The organism is Stenotrophomonas sp. GZD-301 (assembly GCF_049310345.1).
Taxonomy (GTDB): domain Bacteria; phylum Pseudomonadota; class Gammaproteobacteria; order Xanthomonadales; family Xanthomonadaceae; genus Stenotrophomonas.
The window spans coordinates 66,120-81,346 of sequence record NZ_JBMOWY010000005.1; the positions used below are offsets into that span (position 1 = coordinate 66,120).

The 15,227-nt window shown below is 67.8% G+C and carries 16 protein-coding genes; 12 read left to right on the forward strand and 4 right to left on the reverse strand.

Features of this window, described 5'->3' with window-relative positions; genetic code table 11:
- The first annotated feature begins 26 nt into the window (after positions 1 to 26).
- Positions 27 to 497 carry a chemotaxis protein CheW gene (locus tag ACO6VK_RS01215; RefSeq protein WP_422505072.1) on the forward strand — a complete coding sequence of 157 codons (471 nt, stop codon included), beginning with the start codon at positions 27 to 29 and terminating at the stop codon, positions 495 to 497.
- A 33-nt stretch (positions 498 to 530) separates the two neighbouring features.
- Here ACO6VK_RS01215 and ACO6VK_RS01220 read toward each other — a convergent pair whose 3' ends face one another.
- Positions 531 to 1,265 (reverse strand): 16S rRNA (uracil(1498)-N(3))-methyltransferase, encoded by a 735-nt coding sequence (locus tag ACO6VK_RS01220; RefSeq protein ID WP_422505073.1) that lies wholly within the window; start codon positions 1,263 to 1,265, stop codon positions 531 to 533.
- Positions 1,256 to 2,647, reverse strand: coding sequence for an adenosylmethionine--8-amino-7-oxononanoate transaminase (bioA, locus tag ACO6VK_RS01225; protein WP_422505074.1), 1,392 nt, complete (start codon positions 2,645 to 2,647; stop codon positions 1,256 to 1,258). Before bioA ends, ACO6VK_RS01220 begins: the two co-directional genes overlap by 10 nt.
- 56 nt (positions 2,648 to 2,703) lie before the next feature.
- Between bioA and nudE the strand changes: the two genes are divergently transcribed.
- The 9 genes from nudE to ACO6VK_RS01270 all read left to right on the forward strand — a co-directional run bounded on the left by nudE (position 2,704) and on the right by ACO6VK_RS01270 (position 9,870).
- Entirely contained in the window at positions 2,704 to 3,252 is a 549-nt protein-coding gene (nudE, locus tag ACO6VK_RS01230) for an ADP compounds hydrolase NudE (protein ID WP_422505075.1), read from the forward strand.
- Positions 3,249 to 4,052, forward strand: a complete 804-nt coding sequence (gene cysQ, locus ACO6VK_RS01235; protein WP_422505076.1) for a 3'(2'),5'-bisphosphate nucleotidase CysQ — start codon at positions 3,249 to 3,251, stop codon at positions 4,050 to 4,052. Before nudE ends, cysQ begins: the two co-directional genes overlap by 4 nt.
- An 18-nt stretch (positions 4,053 to 4,070) precedes the next feature.
- A complete protein-coding gene (gene mazG, locus ACO6VK_RS01240) occupies positions 4,071 to 4,883 on the forward strand; it encodes a nucleoside triphosphate pyrophosphohydrolase (protein WP_422505077.1) in 813 nt (270 codons plus the stop codon).
- Positions 4,880 to 5,203, forward strand: a complete 324-nt coding sequence (locus ACO6VK_RS01245) for a YnfA family protein (protein ID WP_422505078.1) — start codon at positions 4,880 to 4,882, stop codon at positions 5,201 to 5,203. The genes mazG and ACO6VK_RS01245 overlap by 4 nt, the downstream gene beginning before the upstream one ends.
- 60 nt (positions 5,204 to 5,263) lie before the next feature.
- Positions 5,264 to 6,226 (forward strand): SPFH domain-containing protein, encoded by a 963-nt coding sequence (locus ACO6VK_RS01250; protein ID WP_017354599.1) that lies wholly within the window; start codon positions 5,264 to 5,266, stop codon positions 6,224 to 6,226.
- Between the two features lies 1 nt (position 6,227).
- Complete coding sequence (locus ACO6VK_RS01255) at positions 6,228 to 6,659, forward strand: NfeD family protein (RefSeq protein WP_422505079.1); 432 nt, start codon at positions 6,228 to 6,230, stop codon at positions 6,657 to 6,659.
- 94 nt (positions 6,660 to 6,753) lie between these two features.
- On the forward strand, positions 6,754 to 7,866 hold the full coding sequence (gene gcvT / locus ACO6VK_RS01260) for a glycine cleavage system aminomethyltransferase GcvT (RefSeq protein ID WP_422505080.1): 1,113 nt from the start codon (positions 6,754 to 6,756) through the stop codon (positions 7,864 to 7,866).
- 96 nt (positions 7,867 to 7,962) lie between these two features.
- A complete protein-coding gene (gene gcvH, locus ACO6VK_RS01265) occupies positions 7,963 to 8,358 on the forward strand; it encodes a glycine cleavage system protein GcvH (protein ID WP_422505081.1) in 396 nt (131 codons plus the stop codon).
- Positions 8,359 to 9,318: 960 nt separating this feature from the next.
- Positions 9,319 to 9,870 (forward strand): hypothetical protein, encoded by a 552-nt coding sequence (locus ACO6VK_RS01270; protein WP_422505082.1) that lies wholly within the window; start codon positions 9,319 to 9,321, stop codon positions 9,868 to 9,870.
- Positions 9,871 to 10,012: 142 nt separating this feature from the next.
- Here the strand turns inward: ACO6VK_RS01270 and ACO6VK_RS01275 are convergent, their stop codons facing one another.
- Both ACO6VK_RS01275 and ACO6VK_RS01280 read right to left on the reverse strand, forming a co-directional pair.
- A complete protein-coding gene (locus tag ACO6VK_RS01275) occupies positions 10,013 to 11,407 on the reverse strand; it encodes a serine hydrolase domain-containing protein (protein WP_422505083.1) in 1,395 nt (464 codons plus the stop codon).
- Positions 11,408 to 11,561: 154 nt separating this feature from the next.
- Positions 11,562 to 13,166: a GMC family oxidoreductase gene (locus tag ACO6VK_RS01280; RefSeq protein ID WP_422505084.1), complete on the reverse strand. Its 1,605-nt coding sequence runs from the start codon at positions 13,164 to 13,166 to the stop codon at positions 11,562 to 11,564.
- Positions 13,167 to 13,370: 204 nt separating this feature from the next.
- Here ACO6VK_RS01280 and ACO6VK_RS01285 point away from each other — a divergent pair, with 204 nt between their 5' ends.
- Together ACO6VK_RS01285 and ACO6VK_RS01290 are read left to right on the forward strand one after the other, a co-directional pair.
- The gene (locus tag ACO6VK_RS01285; RefSeq protein ID WP_422505085.1) at positions 13,371 to 14,705 is read left to right on the forward strand and encodes an NTP/NDP exchange transporter; all 1,335 of its coding nucleotides are present in this window, start codon (positions 13,371 to 13,373) and stop codon (positions 14,703 to 14,705) included.
- A gap of 28 nt (positions 14,706 to 14,733) precedes the next feature.
- Entirely contained in the window at positions 14,734 to 15,090 is a 357-nt protein-coding gene (locus ACO6VK_RS01290; protein ID WP_422505086.1) for a DUF1304 domain-containing protein, read from the forward strand.
- Positions 15,091 to 15,227: the final 137 nt, after the last annotated feature.

Consider the following 15,227-nt stretch of genomic DNA (forward strand, 5'->3'; position numbering starts at 1 on the left):
GCCGCCCACCACAGGAACCAGAGCCCATGAGCTACGCCAACAACGATGAAATCCGCGGTGTCCTGATCCAGGCCGGGCATGAGCGCGTGCTGCTGCCCAACGCCACGGTCGCCGAAATGATGTCCAAAGTGCCGGTCGAGGCGATCGCCGACGCGCCCGCGTGGCTGGTGGGGCAGATCGCGTGGCACGGCTGGGACGTGCCGCTGCTCTCGTTCGCGCGCCTGTCCGGGCTCGGCGACGAGCCGGTGCACGGCAACAACAAGGTGGTGGTGCTCAAGGCGCTGGGCGGCAATGCACAACGCCCCTATTTCGCCCTGTTGACCCAGAGCTTCCCGCAGCTGATTTCCGTCCCGCGCGACGGCCTGCTGGCCGATGCCTCCGAGGAAACCCTGCCGCAGGGCGTGCACATGCGTGTGCTGCTGGGCGAGCAGAGCGCGCTGCTGCCGGACCTGGACGCGCTGGAAGCGGCGTTGGACCAGGCCCACCCGGTAGCGTGACCGGCAGGCCACGACCGGGGGTCGTGGCGCGCCTTATCCCAGATCGCCCAGGCGCGCCTGCACGGCCGCAATCGCCGCCAGCCCGGCAGTCTCCGTGCGCAGGATGCGCGGGCCCAGCTGCAGGCCCTGGAAGCCGGCCTGCTGCAGTGCCTGGCGGTCACGCGGCGACCAGCCGCCCTCCGGCCCGATCGCGATCACCACACCGCCGGGCGCCGCCTGCAGGGTCGAGAGGCGGTGCTCGCCGAGGGGGTCCAGGGTCAGTTTGAGGGCATCGGCAGGCAGGCTGCGGGCTGCATCGAGCAGCGACTGCGGCGCGGCCACGGCAGGCACACGCGCCCGGCCGGACTGGCCGCAGGCCGAGACCACCACGCTGGTCCAGTGCGCCAGGCGCTTTTCCGCGCGCGCCGCATCCAGTTTCACTTCGGTGCGCTCGGCGTTCACCGGCACGATGGCATTCACGCCCAACTCGGTGGCCTTCTGCAGGATCAGGTCCATTTTCTCGCCGCGCGCGATGCCCTGCAGCAGGGTGATGTGCAGCGGCGATTCGTTGGCCACCTCGCGGGCGTCGTCGATGCGCACCTGCGCATCGCGCTTGCCTGCTTCGACCAGGGTTGCGGTGTAGTCATGCCCATCGCCGTTGAACAGCACGCAGGCATCGCCCTCCCGCAGGCGCATCACGCGCACCAGGTGGTTGGCCGCGTCCTCGGGCAGCGACACGGTCTGGCCGACCGCAAGGGCGGTCGGAATGAAACTGCGGGTCACGCGCATGCGGTGGCGTCCTCGATGGCGGCCAGGGTGGTCTGGGCCAGCAGGTCCAGGTGTTCGTCCTCCACGCAGTAGGGAGGCATCCAATACAGCACGTTGCCGAGCGGGCGCAGCACCACGCCGCGCTTCAGCGCCGCGGTGTAGGCGCGCAGCCCGATCCGCGCCTCGGCGGGGAAGGGGGTGCGTCTGTCGCCGTTGCGGGTGAGCTCGAAGGCCACCACCATGCCGGCCTGGCGCACGTCGGCCATATGCGGATGGTCGGCGAACGGCGCGGCCAGCCGACGCATCACCTCGGCGGTGCCGCGGTTGCGCGCGATCACGTCTTCGGTGGCGAAGATGTCCAGCGTGGCCAGGGCAGCGGCGCAGGCCAGCGGATTGCCGGTATAGCTGTGCGAGTGCAGGAAGGCGCGCTCGCGCGAGTCATCCAGGAACGCGTCGTACAGCGCCTGGGTGGTCAATACCGCGGCCAGCGGCAGGAAGCCGCCGGTGAGGCCCTTGGACAGGCACAGCAGGTCCGGCATCACCCCGGCCTGTTCACAGGCGAACAGCGTGCCGGTGCGACCGAAGCCAGTGGCGATCTCGTCGGCGATCAGGAAGGCGCCATTGGCATCGCACAGGGCACGCGCCCGCTGCAGATACACCGGGTCGTGCATGCGCATGCCACCGGCGCACTGCAGACGCGGCTCCAGGATCACCGCGCAGATCTCGCCGGGATGCTGGTCGAACAGGTCGGCCAGGCGGTCGGCGGCCTCATGGGCGCGCTGGGCCGCACTTTGACCGGGTTCGGCCAGATAGGCATCGGGGGAGGGCGCGAACAACGCCTCGGTCAGCAGCGGCGCGTACACCCGGCGGTACAGCGGGATGTCCCCGACCGACAGCGCGCCCAGCGTCTCGCCGTGGTAGCCGTTCTCCAGTGCCACGAACCGGGTCCGGTGCGTCTCGCCCCGGTTGCGGAAGTAATGGAAGGCCATCTTCAGGGCCACTTCCACCCCGGCCGACCCGTTGTCGGCGTAGAACACTTTGGCCAGCGGGTCGCGCCCGGGCTGCCGCGGTGCGATCGCCAGCAGGCGCTCGGCCAGGGCCACCGCCGGTTCGTGGCTGAAGCCGGCCAGCATCACCTGCTCCAGCTGCGTGGCCTGGTGCGCGATGGCGGCGCCGATGCGGGGTTCGGCGTGACCGAACAGATTGGTCCACCAGCTGCTGACCGCATCCAGGTAGCGGCGGCCATCATGGTCGATCAGCCACGGGCCTTCGCCACGCGCGATCGGCACCAGGGGCAGGGTGTCGGGGTGCTCGCGCATCTGCGTGCACGGGTGCCACAGCACAGCCAGGTCGCGTTGCCGCCACCGGTCGGCCAGCGTGAGGGGGGCTGGGTCTGCTAGCATTTCGGGCTCATGAACACGTTTTCACCTGCACACATTCTATCCAAGAGCCTGTTCGCATGAGCCGTCGCCTGCCCATCATCCACCAGATCACGGACGAGGAAAGCGGGCCCTTCCAGCGCCAGCACCTGGACCTGGAATTCTCCAACGGCGAACGCCGCCGTTTCGAGCGCCTGGTCAGCCGGGGCCACGGTGCGGTGGTGGTGGTGCCGATGCTGGACGATGAGACCGTGCTGCTGGTGCGTGAATACGCGGCCGGCGTGCACCGTTACGAGCTGGGCCTGGTCAAAGGGCGCATCGATGCCGGCGAAAGCCCCGAGCAGGCCGCCGACCGCGAACTGAAGGAAGAGGCGGGCTACGGTGCCCGCCGCATTGATGTGCTGCGCGCGATGACGCTGGCGCCCACCTACATGAGCCACCAGTCCTGGCTGGTGGTGGCCCGCGACCTCTACCCGGAACGCCTGGTCGGCGATGAACCCGAGGAGCTGGAGGTGGTGCCCTGGAAGCTGGCCGAGCTGGACCAGCTGATGCTGCGCGAGGACTTCTCCGAAGGGCGATCGCTGGCGGCCCTGTTCATCGCCCGTGAGTGGCTGGGACGCCGGGAATGATCAAACTCACGACGGATCTGCGCGAAACCGTCATCGCCATCGCCCAGGACGCCGCCGCCGCCATCATGGCGGTGTATGCCACGGCGTTCGATGTGGAGATCAAATCCGATCACAGCCCGCTCACCGCCGCCGACCTGGCCGCCAACCAGGTGATCGAGCGCGGCCTTGGCCAGCTCACCCCGGACCTGCCGATCCTGTCCGAGGAATCGGCGCAGGTGCCGTGGGAGGTGCGCCAGCACTGGGGCGCCTACTGGCTGGTCGACCCGCTCGACGGCACCCGCGAGTTCGTCAAACGCAACGACGAATTCAGCGTCAACATCGCGCTGATCTACCAGGGCGCACCGGCCTTCGGCGTGGTGCTGGCGCCGGCCACTGGCGCGGTCTGGCACGCGATGCGCGGCGAGCTGGCGTATCGCCGCGACGGCATGCGCGACTCGGTGCTGCGCACCCGCACGCCGGCCGTGCCCCCGTTGAACGTCGCTGCCAGCCGCTCGCACCGCAGCCCGCAGACGCAGGCGCTGCTGGACCGCATGGGCGAAATCGAGCTGGTCGCGCAGGGCTCGTCGCTGAAATTCTGCCGCCTCGCCGAAGGCACGCTGGACGTCTACCCCCGGCTGGGCCCGACCGCCGAATGGGACACCGCCGCAGGCCAGTGCGTGCTGCACGCGGCCGGTGGCGCGGTGCTGTCTGCGGCCACCGGCAAGCCGTTCCGCTACAACCGCCGCGATACGCTGTTGAACGGCGACTTCATCGCCCTGGGCGATACCCGGTTGCCGTGGCGCGACTGGTTGCCCGCCTGACCCCACCGAGGACGTTGCATGACCCCCAGCGCCGAACTGGACCGCCTGCTGCAGATCATGGCGCGCCTGCGCGACCCCGCGCAGGGCTGCCCGTGGGACCTGCAGCAGGACTTCGCCAGCATCGCCCCGTACACCATCGAGGAGGCCTACGAAGTGGCCGACGCGATTGATCGCGGCGACCTGGATGACCTGAAGGACGAACTGGGCGATCTGCTGCTGCAGGTGGTCTTCCACGCGCAGATGGCCAGCGAGCAGGGCGAATTCGCCTTCGCCGACGTCGCGCGTTCGATCAGCGACAAGATGCAGCGGCGCCACCCGCACATCTTCGCCGACGTGCAGGTCGACGACGCCGACCAGGTCAACCTGAACTGGGAGGCGATCAAGCGCGCCGAACGCGCGGCCAAGGGCCACACCGATACCTCCGCGCTGGCCGGCATTTCGCGCGGGCTGCCCGAGTGGCAGCGGGCGGTGAAGCTGCAGGCGCGTGCGGCCCGGGTCGGCTTCGACTGGCCCGGCCCGCAGCCGGTGCTGGACAAGGTGCGCGAGGAACTGGATGAGGTGGCGGCGGAATTCGCCCACGGTGCTGTCCACGACAACCACGCGCGCCTGCAGGAAGAACTCGGCGACCTGCTGTTCGTCTGCGCCAACCTGGCCCGGCATGCCAAGGTCGATGTCGGCGCGGCGCTGCGTCAGGCCAACCACAAGTTCGAGCGCCGCTTCCGCGCAATGGAGGCCCACGCCGCCGCTGCCGGGCAGCGCATGGATGCGCTGGACCTGGACGCGCAGGAACGCCTCTGGCAGCAGGTCAAAAACGACGAATCCGGCGCGTGAACACGCTGCTCCTGTTCGTGCTGACCGCCGTGGCCGAAATCGTCGGCTGCTACCTGCCGTGGCTGTGGCTGCGCAAGGACGGCAGCGTGTGGCTGCTGCTGCCGGCAGCGGCCAGCCTGGCCCTGTTCGCCTGGCTGCTGACCCTGCATCCGGCCGCCAGCGGCCGCGTCTACGCCGCCTACGGTGGCGTGTACATCGGTACCGCGCTGATGTGGCTGTGGCTGGTGGACGGCATTCGTCCCAGCCGCTGGGATCTGCTCGGCGTCGGCCTGTGCCTGGCCGGCATGACGGTGATCATGTTCGCGCCCCGCGGTACCTGAACCGGGTGTCGCAGCGCAACTGACCGTACAATCGGACCATCACAGGGAAAGGAGTTTCCGATGTTTCCGACCATGCTGTTCTCGCTGGTGCTCGCCTTCGTGGCCGTCGTCATCCTGTTCAAGGCCGTGCGCATGGTGCCGCAGGGCTACGAATGGACGGTCGAGCGCTTCGGCCGCTACACCCACACCATGTCCCCCGGCCTGCACTTCCTGATTCCGATCGTCTACGGCGTGGGCCGCAAGGTGAACATGATGGAGCAGGTGCTGGACGTGCCCAGCCAGGAAGTGATCACCAAGGACAACGCCGCGGTCCGCGTGGACGGCGTGGTCTTCTTCCAGGTGCTCGATGCGTCCAAGGCGGCCTATGAAGTGGCCAACCTGGAAGTGGCGATGATCGCCCTGGTGCAGACCAACATCCGCACCGTGATCGGGTCGATGGACCTGGACGAATCGCTGAGCCAGCGCGAGGTGATCAATGCCCAGCTGCTGAGCGTGGTTGATCACGCCACCAACCCGTGGGGCGTGAAGGTCAACCGCATCGAGATCCGCGACATCCAGCCGCCGCGCGACCTGCTCGACGCGATGGCGCGGCAGATGAAGGCCGAGCGCGAGAAGCGCGCGCAGATCCTGGAAGCCGAAGGCTCGCGCCAGTCCGAGATCCTGCGTGCCGAAGGCGAGAAGCAGGCCGCCGTGCTCGAAGCCGAAGGCCGCAAGGAAGCCGCGTTCCGCGATGCGGAGGCGCGCGAGCGTCTGGCCGAGGCCGAAGCCAAGGCAACCGAGATGGTGTCCGATGCGATCGCCAAGGGCGACGTGCAGGCGATCAACTACTTCATCGCACAGAAGTATGTGGAAGCCTTCAAGGAACTGGCGACCTCGCCGAACCAGAAGCTGGTGCTGATGCCGATGGAGGCCAGCGGCGTGATCGGGTCGATCGCCGGCGTGGCCGAACTGGCCAAGGAAGCGTTCGCCAAGCAGGAAGAGAAGAAGGCCGCGCGCGCGGTACCGCCGCGGATCGGAGGCTGACATGCGCTGGGAGGTCGTAGGCTGGGGCGCGCTGGCACTGGTGCTGTTCGCGGCCGAAGCGCTGGCTCCGGGCGCGTTCATGCTGTGGATCGGCATCGGGGCGGCAGCGGTGTTCGTGCTGGTGGCCGTGTTCGCCGACATTCCGCTGCTGTGGCAGGTGGTCGCGTTCGTGCTGCTCAGCGTGGTATCGATCCAGTGCTACCGGCGCTGGGGCCGCTCCCACGGTCGGCAGAGCGACGCCCCGTTGTTGAACCGGCGCGCCGAACAGCTGGTGGGGCGGGTGGTGCTGCTCGACCAGCCGATCGTCGCCGGCAAGGGCCGCGCCAAGATCGACGACGCGTTCTGGGTGGTGGATGGCCCGGACCTGCCGGCCGGGAGCGCGGTACGGGTGGTGGCGGTGGCGGGCATGACGCTGAAAGTGCAGCCGGTCTGAGCGGCCGTCGGCGGTGCATTCCGCACCGCCGCAGGCGTTGTGAAGACGGTTCTGGGATAATGGCGCTCTTGCCTTCATTCCCCCGGAACCGGTCATGACCCAGAAGACGCTTCTCAACGACACCCACCGCGCACTCGGCGCCAAGATGGTCGATTTCGGTGGCTGGGACATGCCCATCCACTACGGCTCGCAGCTGGACGAACACCACCTGGTGCGTGCCGACGCGGGCATGTTCGACGTCAGCCACATGACCGTGGTCGACCTGAGCGGCGCGCAGGTCAAGCCGTTCCTGCGCCGCCTGCTGGCCAACTCGGTGGACAAGCTCAAGGCCACCGGCAAGGCGCTGTACTCGTGCATGCTCAACCCGCAGGGCGGGGTGATCGACGACCTGATCGTCTACTACCTGGCCGACGACTTCTTCCGCATGGTGGTCAATGCCTCCACCCGCGAGAAGGACCTGGCCTGGATCCGTGAACAGGCGGCCGCCTTCGACGTGCAGGTCACCGAGCGCGAGGACCTGGCGATCATCGCCGTGCAGGGTCCCACCGCACGCGAGCGTGTGATCGGCCTGGTTGCCGAGGGCGACCGCGCTGCCGTGGACAAGCTGGGTCGCTTCGCTGCGGTCGAGGCGAACGCTGCCAGCGGTGCGCCGCTGTTCGTGGCGCGTACCGGCTACACCGGTGAGGACGGGTTTGAAATCCTGATCCCGCAGAGCGACGTGGTCGCCTTCTGGAACGCACTGGCGCAGGCCGGCGTGCGTCCGGCCGGGCTGGGCGCGCGCGACACCCTGCGCCTGGAAGCCGGCATGAACCTGTACGGCCAGGACATGGACGAGCAGATCACCCCGTACGAAGCGGCGCTGGCCTGGACCGTGGCGCTGGACGAAGGCCGCGACTTCATCGGCCGCAACGTGCTCGAAGCGCAGAAGGCGGCCGGCGACGCACGCCAGCTGATCGGCCTGGTGATGGACGAGAAGGGCGTGCTGCGCCACGGCCAGGCGGTGCTCACCGCCAGCGGCCAGGGCGAGATCCTGTCCGGCACGTTCTCCCCGACGCTGGGCAAGGGCATCGCGTTCGCCCGCGTGCCGGCCGGCGAGCTGGGCCAGGTGCACGTGGACATCCGCGGCAAGCAGGTCCCGGTGCGCGTGGTGAAGTTCCCGTTCGTGCGCGAAGGTCAGGCCCAGCCCGGCGTGCTGGTCGAGGCCTGATCCAGCAGTTTCCGGCGCGCGGTTGCCCAGCGGCCCGCGCCGGTTGGTTACACTACCCCCGTTTCCCGAACCCCTGAATTTTCTCGGAGCAGTTCCATGAGCGAGATCCCCGGCGACCTCAAATTCCTCAAGTCCCACGAGTGGGCGCGCGTCGAAGGCAATGGCCGCGTCACCGTCGGTATTTCCGACCATGCCCAGGGCCTGCTGGGCGACCTGGTGTACGTCGAGCTGCCCAACGTCGGCGACACGGTCAAGGCGGGCGAGCAGGCCGCCGTCGTCGAGTCGGTGAAGGCCGCCTCGGACGTCTACAGCCCGATCACCGGTACCGTGGTCGAGGTCAACAGCGCCCTGTCCGACAAGCCGGAAACCATCAACGAAGATGCGTACGGCGATGGCTGGATCTTCGTGGTCGAAGTGACCGGCACGGAAGAGTTGAACGAGCTGCTGGCGCCGGACGACTACGCCGAGCTGCTGGAGAACGAGGATCACTGATCCTGCGTCGCTCCGAAAAACGGCCGCCTCGTGCGGCCGTTTTTTTTTGGTTCCTGTTCCCCGCGCGGGGGCGTGCGTACCGGCCTCGGTCGGCGCGGACGGGCAGACGAACGGCGTGCACCGACGCGGCGGCGTTAGCGACGCGTGACGATATTGCGGTGCGCGCGCGCCGTCGGCGCGTCCGGCATCGGCTCATGCCGTCGGGTTGGGAACCGATCGCGACCGGTCATGAGCATGTCGATGCGTGTCGCCGCGCATCGACATGCGGTGGCAGGACGACCGTTGCCGACCTGCCGACGGTGCGATCGCGTCGACGCAGCACGGCAGAAAGTTTGCGCATTTGCGTGAATCGGGTAGTAAAAAGCGCAGCCGGATGTGAAAACTTTTCCAACGGGTTTTACCCCTTCGTTGGCAGGCGGTCAGACACGCGCGCCGCCGCTCGCACACCTGCCGGCACGCATGCGGCCAACCGTGGCGCGTTTCGCGAAAGTGCTTCTTTTAAGTTGTTTTTGTTTCAGGGCTTGCCGCTGCCAGGGCATCAGCATGCCCGTTGGTGCGGGCACGACGTGTCGGTACGGGGTGTCCAACGGGTGGTCGGCGCGGCGCGTTGGACGTGTCCGGTGTGAAAATTTTTCGCCGGGGTTGTTGACAGTGAAAAAAAGCGTGATTAGGTTTCGCCAAGCAGACCTTGCCTGCCAAGAGAGTGAGCAGAATCGACATCCAGTCGCGAAGCACAACCAGGACATCCACCTTGCATCCGATGACGGTGGAGTCGGCTTCGCTTCCTTCGGTGAAATGCAAGGGCACCCCTGATCCGACATCTGCCTGGCCGATCCCGGTAGGTGTCCCCGTATCCGTCACGACGCGCATGACGCGACGGCGGTCCCCGCAACGCAGCAACGGCGGGTTTGCTTTACCTGGGCGTTTCAACTCCATAGATCACTGACGAGGAGCCATCCCATGGCAACCAAGAAAGCTGCGAAGAAAAAGCCGGCCGCCAAAAAGGCAGCCAAGAAGGTCGCTAAGAAGGCGACTGCCCGCAAAGCCGTGAAGAAGGTCGCCAAGAAGGCAGCGGCCAAGAAGACGGTGAAGAAGGCCGCCAAGAAGGCGACTGCTCGCAAGGCAGTGAAGAAGACAGCCGCCAAGAAGGCGGTCAAGAAGGTAGCCAAGAAGGCGGCTGCCAAGAAGACCGCGAAGAAGGCAGTGAAGAAGACGGCGAAGAAGGCCGTCAAGAAGGTAGCCAAGAAGGCGGCTGCCAAGAAGACCGCGAAGAAGACCGCGAAGAAAGCCGTCCGCAAGGTAGCCAAGAAGGCTGCGGCCAAGAAGGCCACCAAGAAGACGGCTAAAAAGGCCGTCAAGAAGGTAGCCAAGAAGGCCACGGCGAAGAAGGCCACGGCGAAGAAGGCCACCGCCAAGAAGGCGGTCAAGAAGGTTGCAAAGCGCAAGCCGGCGGCCCGCAAGAAGAAGGCTGCCCCGGTCGCCCTGCCGGCAACCCCGGCACCGCTGATCTAAGCGTTTCCCGATAGCCGCACCTGAAACTCCTTCCCCGGCAGCCCAGCGGGGAGGGAGTTTTTTTATGGGCGCGTTTTTGGGCGGAGCCGGCAGAAAAAAGGCGGCCAAGCGGCCGCCTTTTCCAAACAGGCAGTCGCTGCGATCAGTGCGGCGAGGCCACCGCACGGTTGGACGAAACGCCCTTGCGCTTGTTCTGCGGGGCGGCGTCTTCGGCCATCAGGCTGTCGCTGCCGAAGTCGGTATCCACGTCCAGCCAACGCTGGCTGGGCAGGCCCATCGCCGCGTCGAGCACGGTCGGCAGCAGGCCGCTGGGCAGGCTGCTTTCACCGTTCCACATGATCGCAATGCCGAGGTCGCGTTCCGGCACCAGCGCGACCAGGCCACGGTAGCCCTGCACCGCGCCGGCATGGAATACCACTTCATGGCCGGCGTAATCGAAGTTGCGCCAGCCCAGCGCGTAGCCGGCCGAGTGCAGGCGTTCGCGGCGCCAGCCGGAGCGCATTTCGCCCGGGGTGCTGATCAGGGTGGAGTGCAGCGTTGCCAGCAGCGGCGCCGGCAGCACGTCGGGCCGGTGTCCGGTGTGGGCCAGCAGCCACTGCGCCATGTCGCTGGCGCTGGCATTGACGCCGGCTGCCGGTGCCAACCGGTAATAGGTGGGCTTGGGAGTCAGCGCGACCCAGCCGTTGCGGCTGCGCACATGCGGGCGTGCCCAGCGCGAGCTGGCCTGGATGCCGGCCAGGCCGAGGCTGGCATCATTCATGCCCAACGGCTTGAACAGCCGGCGCTCGACCGACTGTTCGTAGAAACTGCCGGAGGCGGCGTACACCACATCGCCGATCAGGCTGAAGGCAACGTTCTGGTAAGCGTAGCAATCGCCCGGCTGGCACTTGAGCGAGGTGGAGGCCAGCTTGTGGGTGAGGGTGTAGTACTCCGCGTTGGCTTCCACGTCGCGGTCGTATGCGTTGTAGGGCAGGCCGACCCGATGGCTGAGGAGGTCGGCCACGGTCAGCCGCTCGGTTGCTTCCGGCGAGTTCAGCTGGAAGCCGGGGACGTAGTCGGTGACCTTGCTGTCCCAGCGCAGGGTGCCATCGTTGACCAGCAGACCGGCCATCGTGCCGGCGAAGGCCTTGGACAGCGAGGCGAGGCGGAACACGGTGTGCGCGTCCACCTGCTGCGGATTGTTGACGTCGGTAACGCCGTAGCCACGCGCGCTGAGCACGCGGCCCCCCTGGACGATTGCCACCGCCATGCCGGGCACACGCTCGCCATAGGTGAGCTGCTGGGCCATCGATTCGATCGCGGCGACATTGAAGCCCGCGGCGGGCGGCAGCACCTGCTGCGCCGCCGGCGCGGCGCGATACGCGGCCGGCTGGGTATGCGGCACGTTGGCCGGGACGCTGTTCTCGATGTTGACGGGGAACGCGGACGGCGAGGCACTGGGGGTCTGTGCAGTGGAAGACATTGCAATGGGCATCAACATGCCCAGCAACCCGGTTGCCGCCGAACGGATCGGTCGGCGCCTGCTGTTCTGATTCATCGTGTAGGGCCCGTGCGCGACTGCTGTGAGGGATTCTAGCGCCGCTTTTCCTGATTGCACAAACGAAGCGAAGATGAATACGTATCGCATTGAAAACGCGCGGGTTTTTGCGCTGCTGAACCCGGCCCGCCGCGCCTGCGTGGCGCCGCCCTGTTCAGCTTGACCCGGCATCCTGGCGCAGCCACTGCGCCGCCCGTTCGGCGATCATCAGGGTGGGTGCGTTGGTATTGCCGCTGATCAGGCTGGGCATGACCGCAGCATCGACCACCCGCAGCCGCTGGGTGCCATGCACGCGCAGCATCGGGTCGACCACGGCATCGGCGTGCTGGCCCATCGCGCAGGTGCCGACCGGGTGGTAGATGGTCTCGGCCTTGGCACGGATGAACGCGGCCAGGGCGTCATCATCCAGATCGTCGCGGGCAGGAAAGACGGGGGCACCGCGCCACGGATCGAACGCGGGCTGGGCCAGGATCCGGCGCGACAGCCGGGCGCACTCGATCATCATCCGCAGGTCGTGGCCGTCCGCATCGCCGAGGTAGTTGGGCTGCAGGCGCGGCGGCGACCGCGCGTCGGCATCGCGCAGGTACAGCCGCCCGCGGCTGCGCGGATGCAGCGGGCAGGCATGCAGGGTGTAGCCATCGCCGGGCAGGCGATGGCGGCCGTGGTTGTCGAGCATGGCCGGCACGAAATGGAACTGGACGTCGGCGCGTGCATCCGTTGCCAACGCCGAACGGACGAAGCCACCGGCCTCGGCCAGGTTGCTGGTGCCGGCACCGCGATGCCCGCGCAGGAAGTAGTCGATGGCGATGCGCAGCTCGTTGCTGCGGTCGTAACTCACCCCGGGATGGGTGTGGACGACCGTGCAGATATCCAGGTGGTCCTGCAGGTTGCCGCCGACCCCGGGCAGGTCCACGCGCGGGGTGATGCCGTGGCCGCGCAGTGTGTGGGCGGGGCCGATCCCGGAGAGCATCAGCAGCTGCGGCGAATGGATGGCGCCGGCGCTGAGGATCACTTCGGCGGATGCGGCGGCATGCCGATGCTGCCGGCCGCGCCGGTAGTGCACGCCGGTGGCGGTGGTGCCGGCGAAGCTCAGCGCCACCGCCTGTGCGCCGGTGAGCACGGTGAGGTTGCGCCGTGCACGCGCCGGGCGCAGGTAGGCGGTGGCACTGGAGCAGCGGGCACCATCGCGCTGGGTGACCTGGTACAGGCCGACGCCCAGCTGGTCGACGCCGTTGAAGTCATCGTTGCGGGCATGGCCCGCCTGTTGTGCGGCCGCCACGAACACGGCCGAGAGCGGGTTGTGGTGGCGCAGGTCGGCGACCGACAGCGGCCCGCTGGCGCCATGCAGTGCGCTGGCACCGCGGCTGTTGGTTTCGCCGTGCAGGAACCACGGCAGCACCTGCGCCCATTCCCAGCCGGTGGCACCGGCTGCCGCCCAGCCGTCATAGTCGGCCGGCACGCCGCGGATGTAGCACATCGCATTGATCGCGCTGGAGCCGCCGAGCACCTTGCCGCGTGGCCACCACAGGCGCCGGCCGTCCAGGGCGGGCTCCGGCTCGGTGTCCAGGTTCCAGTTGATGCGGCGGTTGTTGACCAGCCGCGCCAGGCCGGCCGGCATGTGGATGAAGGGGTTGCGGTCGGCAGGACCCGCTTCGAGCAGCAGCACCTGGCACTGCGGGTCGGCACTGAGCCGGTTGGCCAGTACACAGCCGGCCGAGCCGGCGCCGACGATGATGTAGTCGTACCTGTCCCGTGCCAATGCCAGCAGCTCCCCGACGGTCTACCCGGAGCATAGGGCAGTCGGACGGTGAGCGGGTCGGCCGGTGTGGGCCACGCAGCGTTGCGCGGGTGCGACGGTCGGCTACTGGCGATGTTGCGGTGCATCGTTTACCTTGCGCGCTTTGCCGCCCGGAGTTCCCACGATGCTGCCGTTGCGACGCCGCCTGAGCGCGGAGCGGGTGCGATGACCGCCGCGACCACGCAGGCTGGAGGATCGGGGCTGCGCGATGCGCTGCGCCAGTCGCCGCCACTGATCTGGGCCTCGCTGTACTTCTTCTGCCTGCTGAGCGGCTACTACGTGCTGCGCCCCGTGCGCGAGGCGATGGCCGCCTCGGCGGACCTGCAGACGTTGTTCCCGTCTGCCCTGATCGCATGGTTCGCCGGCCACGGCATTGCCCTGCAGGACTTCGTGCTGCAGTTTCTGTTCACCTGCGTGTTCCTGATCATGCTGGTGATGCAGCCGCTGTACGGCGCGCTGGTGAGCCGCTACCCACGCCGGGTGTTCCTGCCGGTGGTGTACGGGTTCTTCATCGCCACGCTGCTGGGGTTCTACGTGCTGTTCGACAGCGGGGTGCCCGGGCGCGGGATGGCCTTCTTCTTCTGGATCACCGTGTTCAACCTGTTCGCGGTGGCGGTGTTCTGGAGCTTCATGGCCGATGTGTTTTCCAACACGCAGGCTCGGGCCTTCTACGGCTACATCGGCGCGGCCGGCACCATCGGGGCGTTCCTCGGCCCGATCATCACCTCGGCGCTGGTGCAGCGGGTGGGCATCGCCAACCTGATGCTGGTCTCGGCCGGCTTCCTCTGCGTGTGTCTGTTCTGCATCTGGCGGCTGCGCCTGTGGGCGGTGGCGCGCGAGCAGGATCAGCAGCTGGTGTCGGGCGAGACGCCGATGGGCGGAAGCGTGCTGGACGGGCTGAAGCTGATCGCACGCGAGCCGCTGCTGCGCTGGCTGGCGCTGATGGTGCTGTTCGGAGTGGGCGTCGGGACGCTGCTGTACAACGAGCAGGCGGCGATCGTGCGCCGGCTGTACACCGACCCGGCGGCCAGTACGGCATTCTTCTCGCGGGTGGACCTGGCGGTGAATGCGCTGACGCTGCTGATGCAGTTGGGGCTGACCCGGTGGCTGTTGTCGCGTTACGGGATCGCGCCGGCATTGTTGATCCCGGGCTTTGCGATCATCGTGGGCTTCTCGGTGCTGGCGGCCTCGCCGCTGCCGCTGCTGGTGGCGATGGTGCAGGTGATGACGCGCGCGAGCGAGTTCTCACTGGCCAAGCCGGCGCGCGAGACGCTGTACACGCGGGTGGACCGGCAGTGGCGCTACAAGGCCGGTGCGGCGATCGACACGGTGGTGTACCGCGGCGCGGACCTGAGCTTTGCGTGGGTGCACAAGGGGCTGTCGCTGTTCGGTTCGCACGTGCTGTTTGCGGGCGGTCTGGTGGTGGCCGGGCTGATGACGTTCGCTGCGTTCGGTCTGCTGCGCGAAGAAAAGAAGCTGCCGGCCGAGCGCCCGGAGTAAGCTCTCCCCATCCTTCCGAGGCCTGCCCATGTACTGGACCGCACTGATACTGACCCTGGTGGTCGCCCTGCTGCACGTGTACTTCCTCGTGCTGGAAATGTTCCTGTGGACGCGCCCACTGGGCCTGAAGACGTTCCGCAACACGCCGGAGAAGGCCCAGGCCACGCGCGTGCTGGCGGCCAACCAGGGGCTGTACAACGGCTTCCTGGCCGCCGGCCTGTTCTGGGGCCTGTTCGATCATCTGCCGATGCTGGTGAACTTCATGCTGGGCTGCGTGATCGTGGCCGGCTGCTACGGCGCCTACAGCGTCAACAAGCGGATCTTCGTCATCCAGGCAGTCCCGGCAATCCTGGCCGCCATCGCCTGGTACTTCGTGCCGGCGTAGGCGACGTCTCCGGTAGGTGCCGACCGCTGGTCGGCACGCTCTGTGCCTTTCAACGCCAGAGCCAGAGCTACAGCCACAGCCACAGCCACAGCCCTCATCCGCATTCTCCCGGGCGTGGCCGGCGGGAATGGCGGTAC

Excerpts from the sequence above, each read along its gene's own strand:
- ACO6VK_RS01215 (WP_422505072.1), top strand. The coding sequence starts at position 27 with ATGAGCTACGCCAACAACGATGAAATCCGCGGTGTCCTGATCCAGGCC.
- ACO6VK_RS01220 (WP_422505073.1), bottom strand. The coding sequence starts at position 1,265 with ATGCGCGTGACCCGCAGTTTCATTCCGACCGCCCTTGCGGTCGGCCAG.
- bioA (WP_422505074.1), bottom strand. The coding sequence starts at position 2,647 with ATGCTAGCAGACCCAGCCCCCCTCACGCTGGCCGACCGGTGGCGGCAA.
- nudE (WP_422505075.1), top strand. The coding sequence starts at position 2,704 with ATGAGCCGTCGCCTGCCCATCATCCACCAGATCACGGACGAGGAAAGC.
- cysQ (WP_422505076.1), top strand. The coding sequence starts at position 3,249 with ATGATCAAACTCACGACGGATCTGCGCGAAACCGTCATCGCCATCGCC.
- mazG (WP_422505077.1), top strand. The coding sequence starts at position 4,071 with ATGACCCCCAGCGCCGAACTGGACCGCCTGCTGCAGATCATGGCGCGC.
- ACO6VK_RS01250 (WP_017354599.1), top strand. The coding sequence starts at position 5,264 with ATGTTTCCGACCATGCTGTTCTCGCTGGTGCTCGCCTTCGTGGCCGTC.
- ACO6VK_RS01255 (WP_422505079.1), top strand. The coding sequence starts at position 6,228 with ATGCGCTGGGAGGTCGTAGGCTGGGGCGCGCTGGCACTGGTGCTGTTC.
- gcvT (WP_422505080.1), top strand. The coding sequence starts at position 6,754 with ATGACCCAGAAGACGCTTCTCAACGACACCCACCGCGCACTCGGCGCC.
- gcvH (WP_422505081.1), top strand. The coding sequence starts at position 7,963 with ATGAGCGAGATCCCCGGCGACCTCAAATTCCTCAAGTCCCACGAGTGG.
- ACO6VK_RS01270 (WP_422505082.1), top strand. The coding sequence starts at position 9,319 with ATGGCAACCAAGAAAGCTGCGAAGAAAAAGCCGGCCGCCAAAAAGGCA.
- ACO6VK_RS01275 (WP_422505083.1), bottom strand. The coding sequence starts at position 11,407 with ATGAATCAGAACAGCAGGCGCCGACCGATCCGTTCGGCGGCAACCGGG.
- ACO6VK_RS01285 (WP_422505085.1), top strand. The coding sequence starts at position 13,371 with ATGACCGCCGCGACCACGCAGGCTGGAGGATCGGGGCTGCGCGATGCG.
- ACO6VK_RS01290 (WP_422505086.1), top strand. The coding sequence starts at position 14,734 with ATGTACTGGACCGCACTGATACTGACCCTGGTGGTCGCCCTGCTGCAC.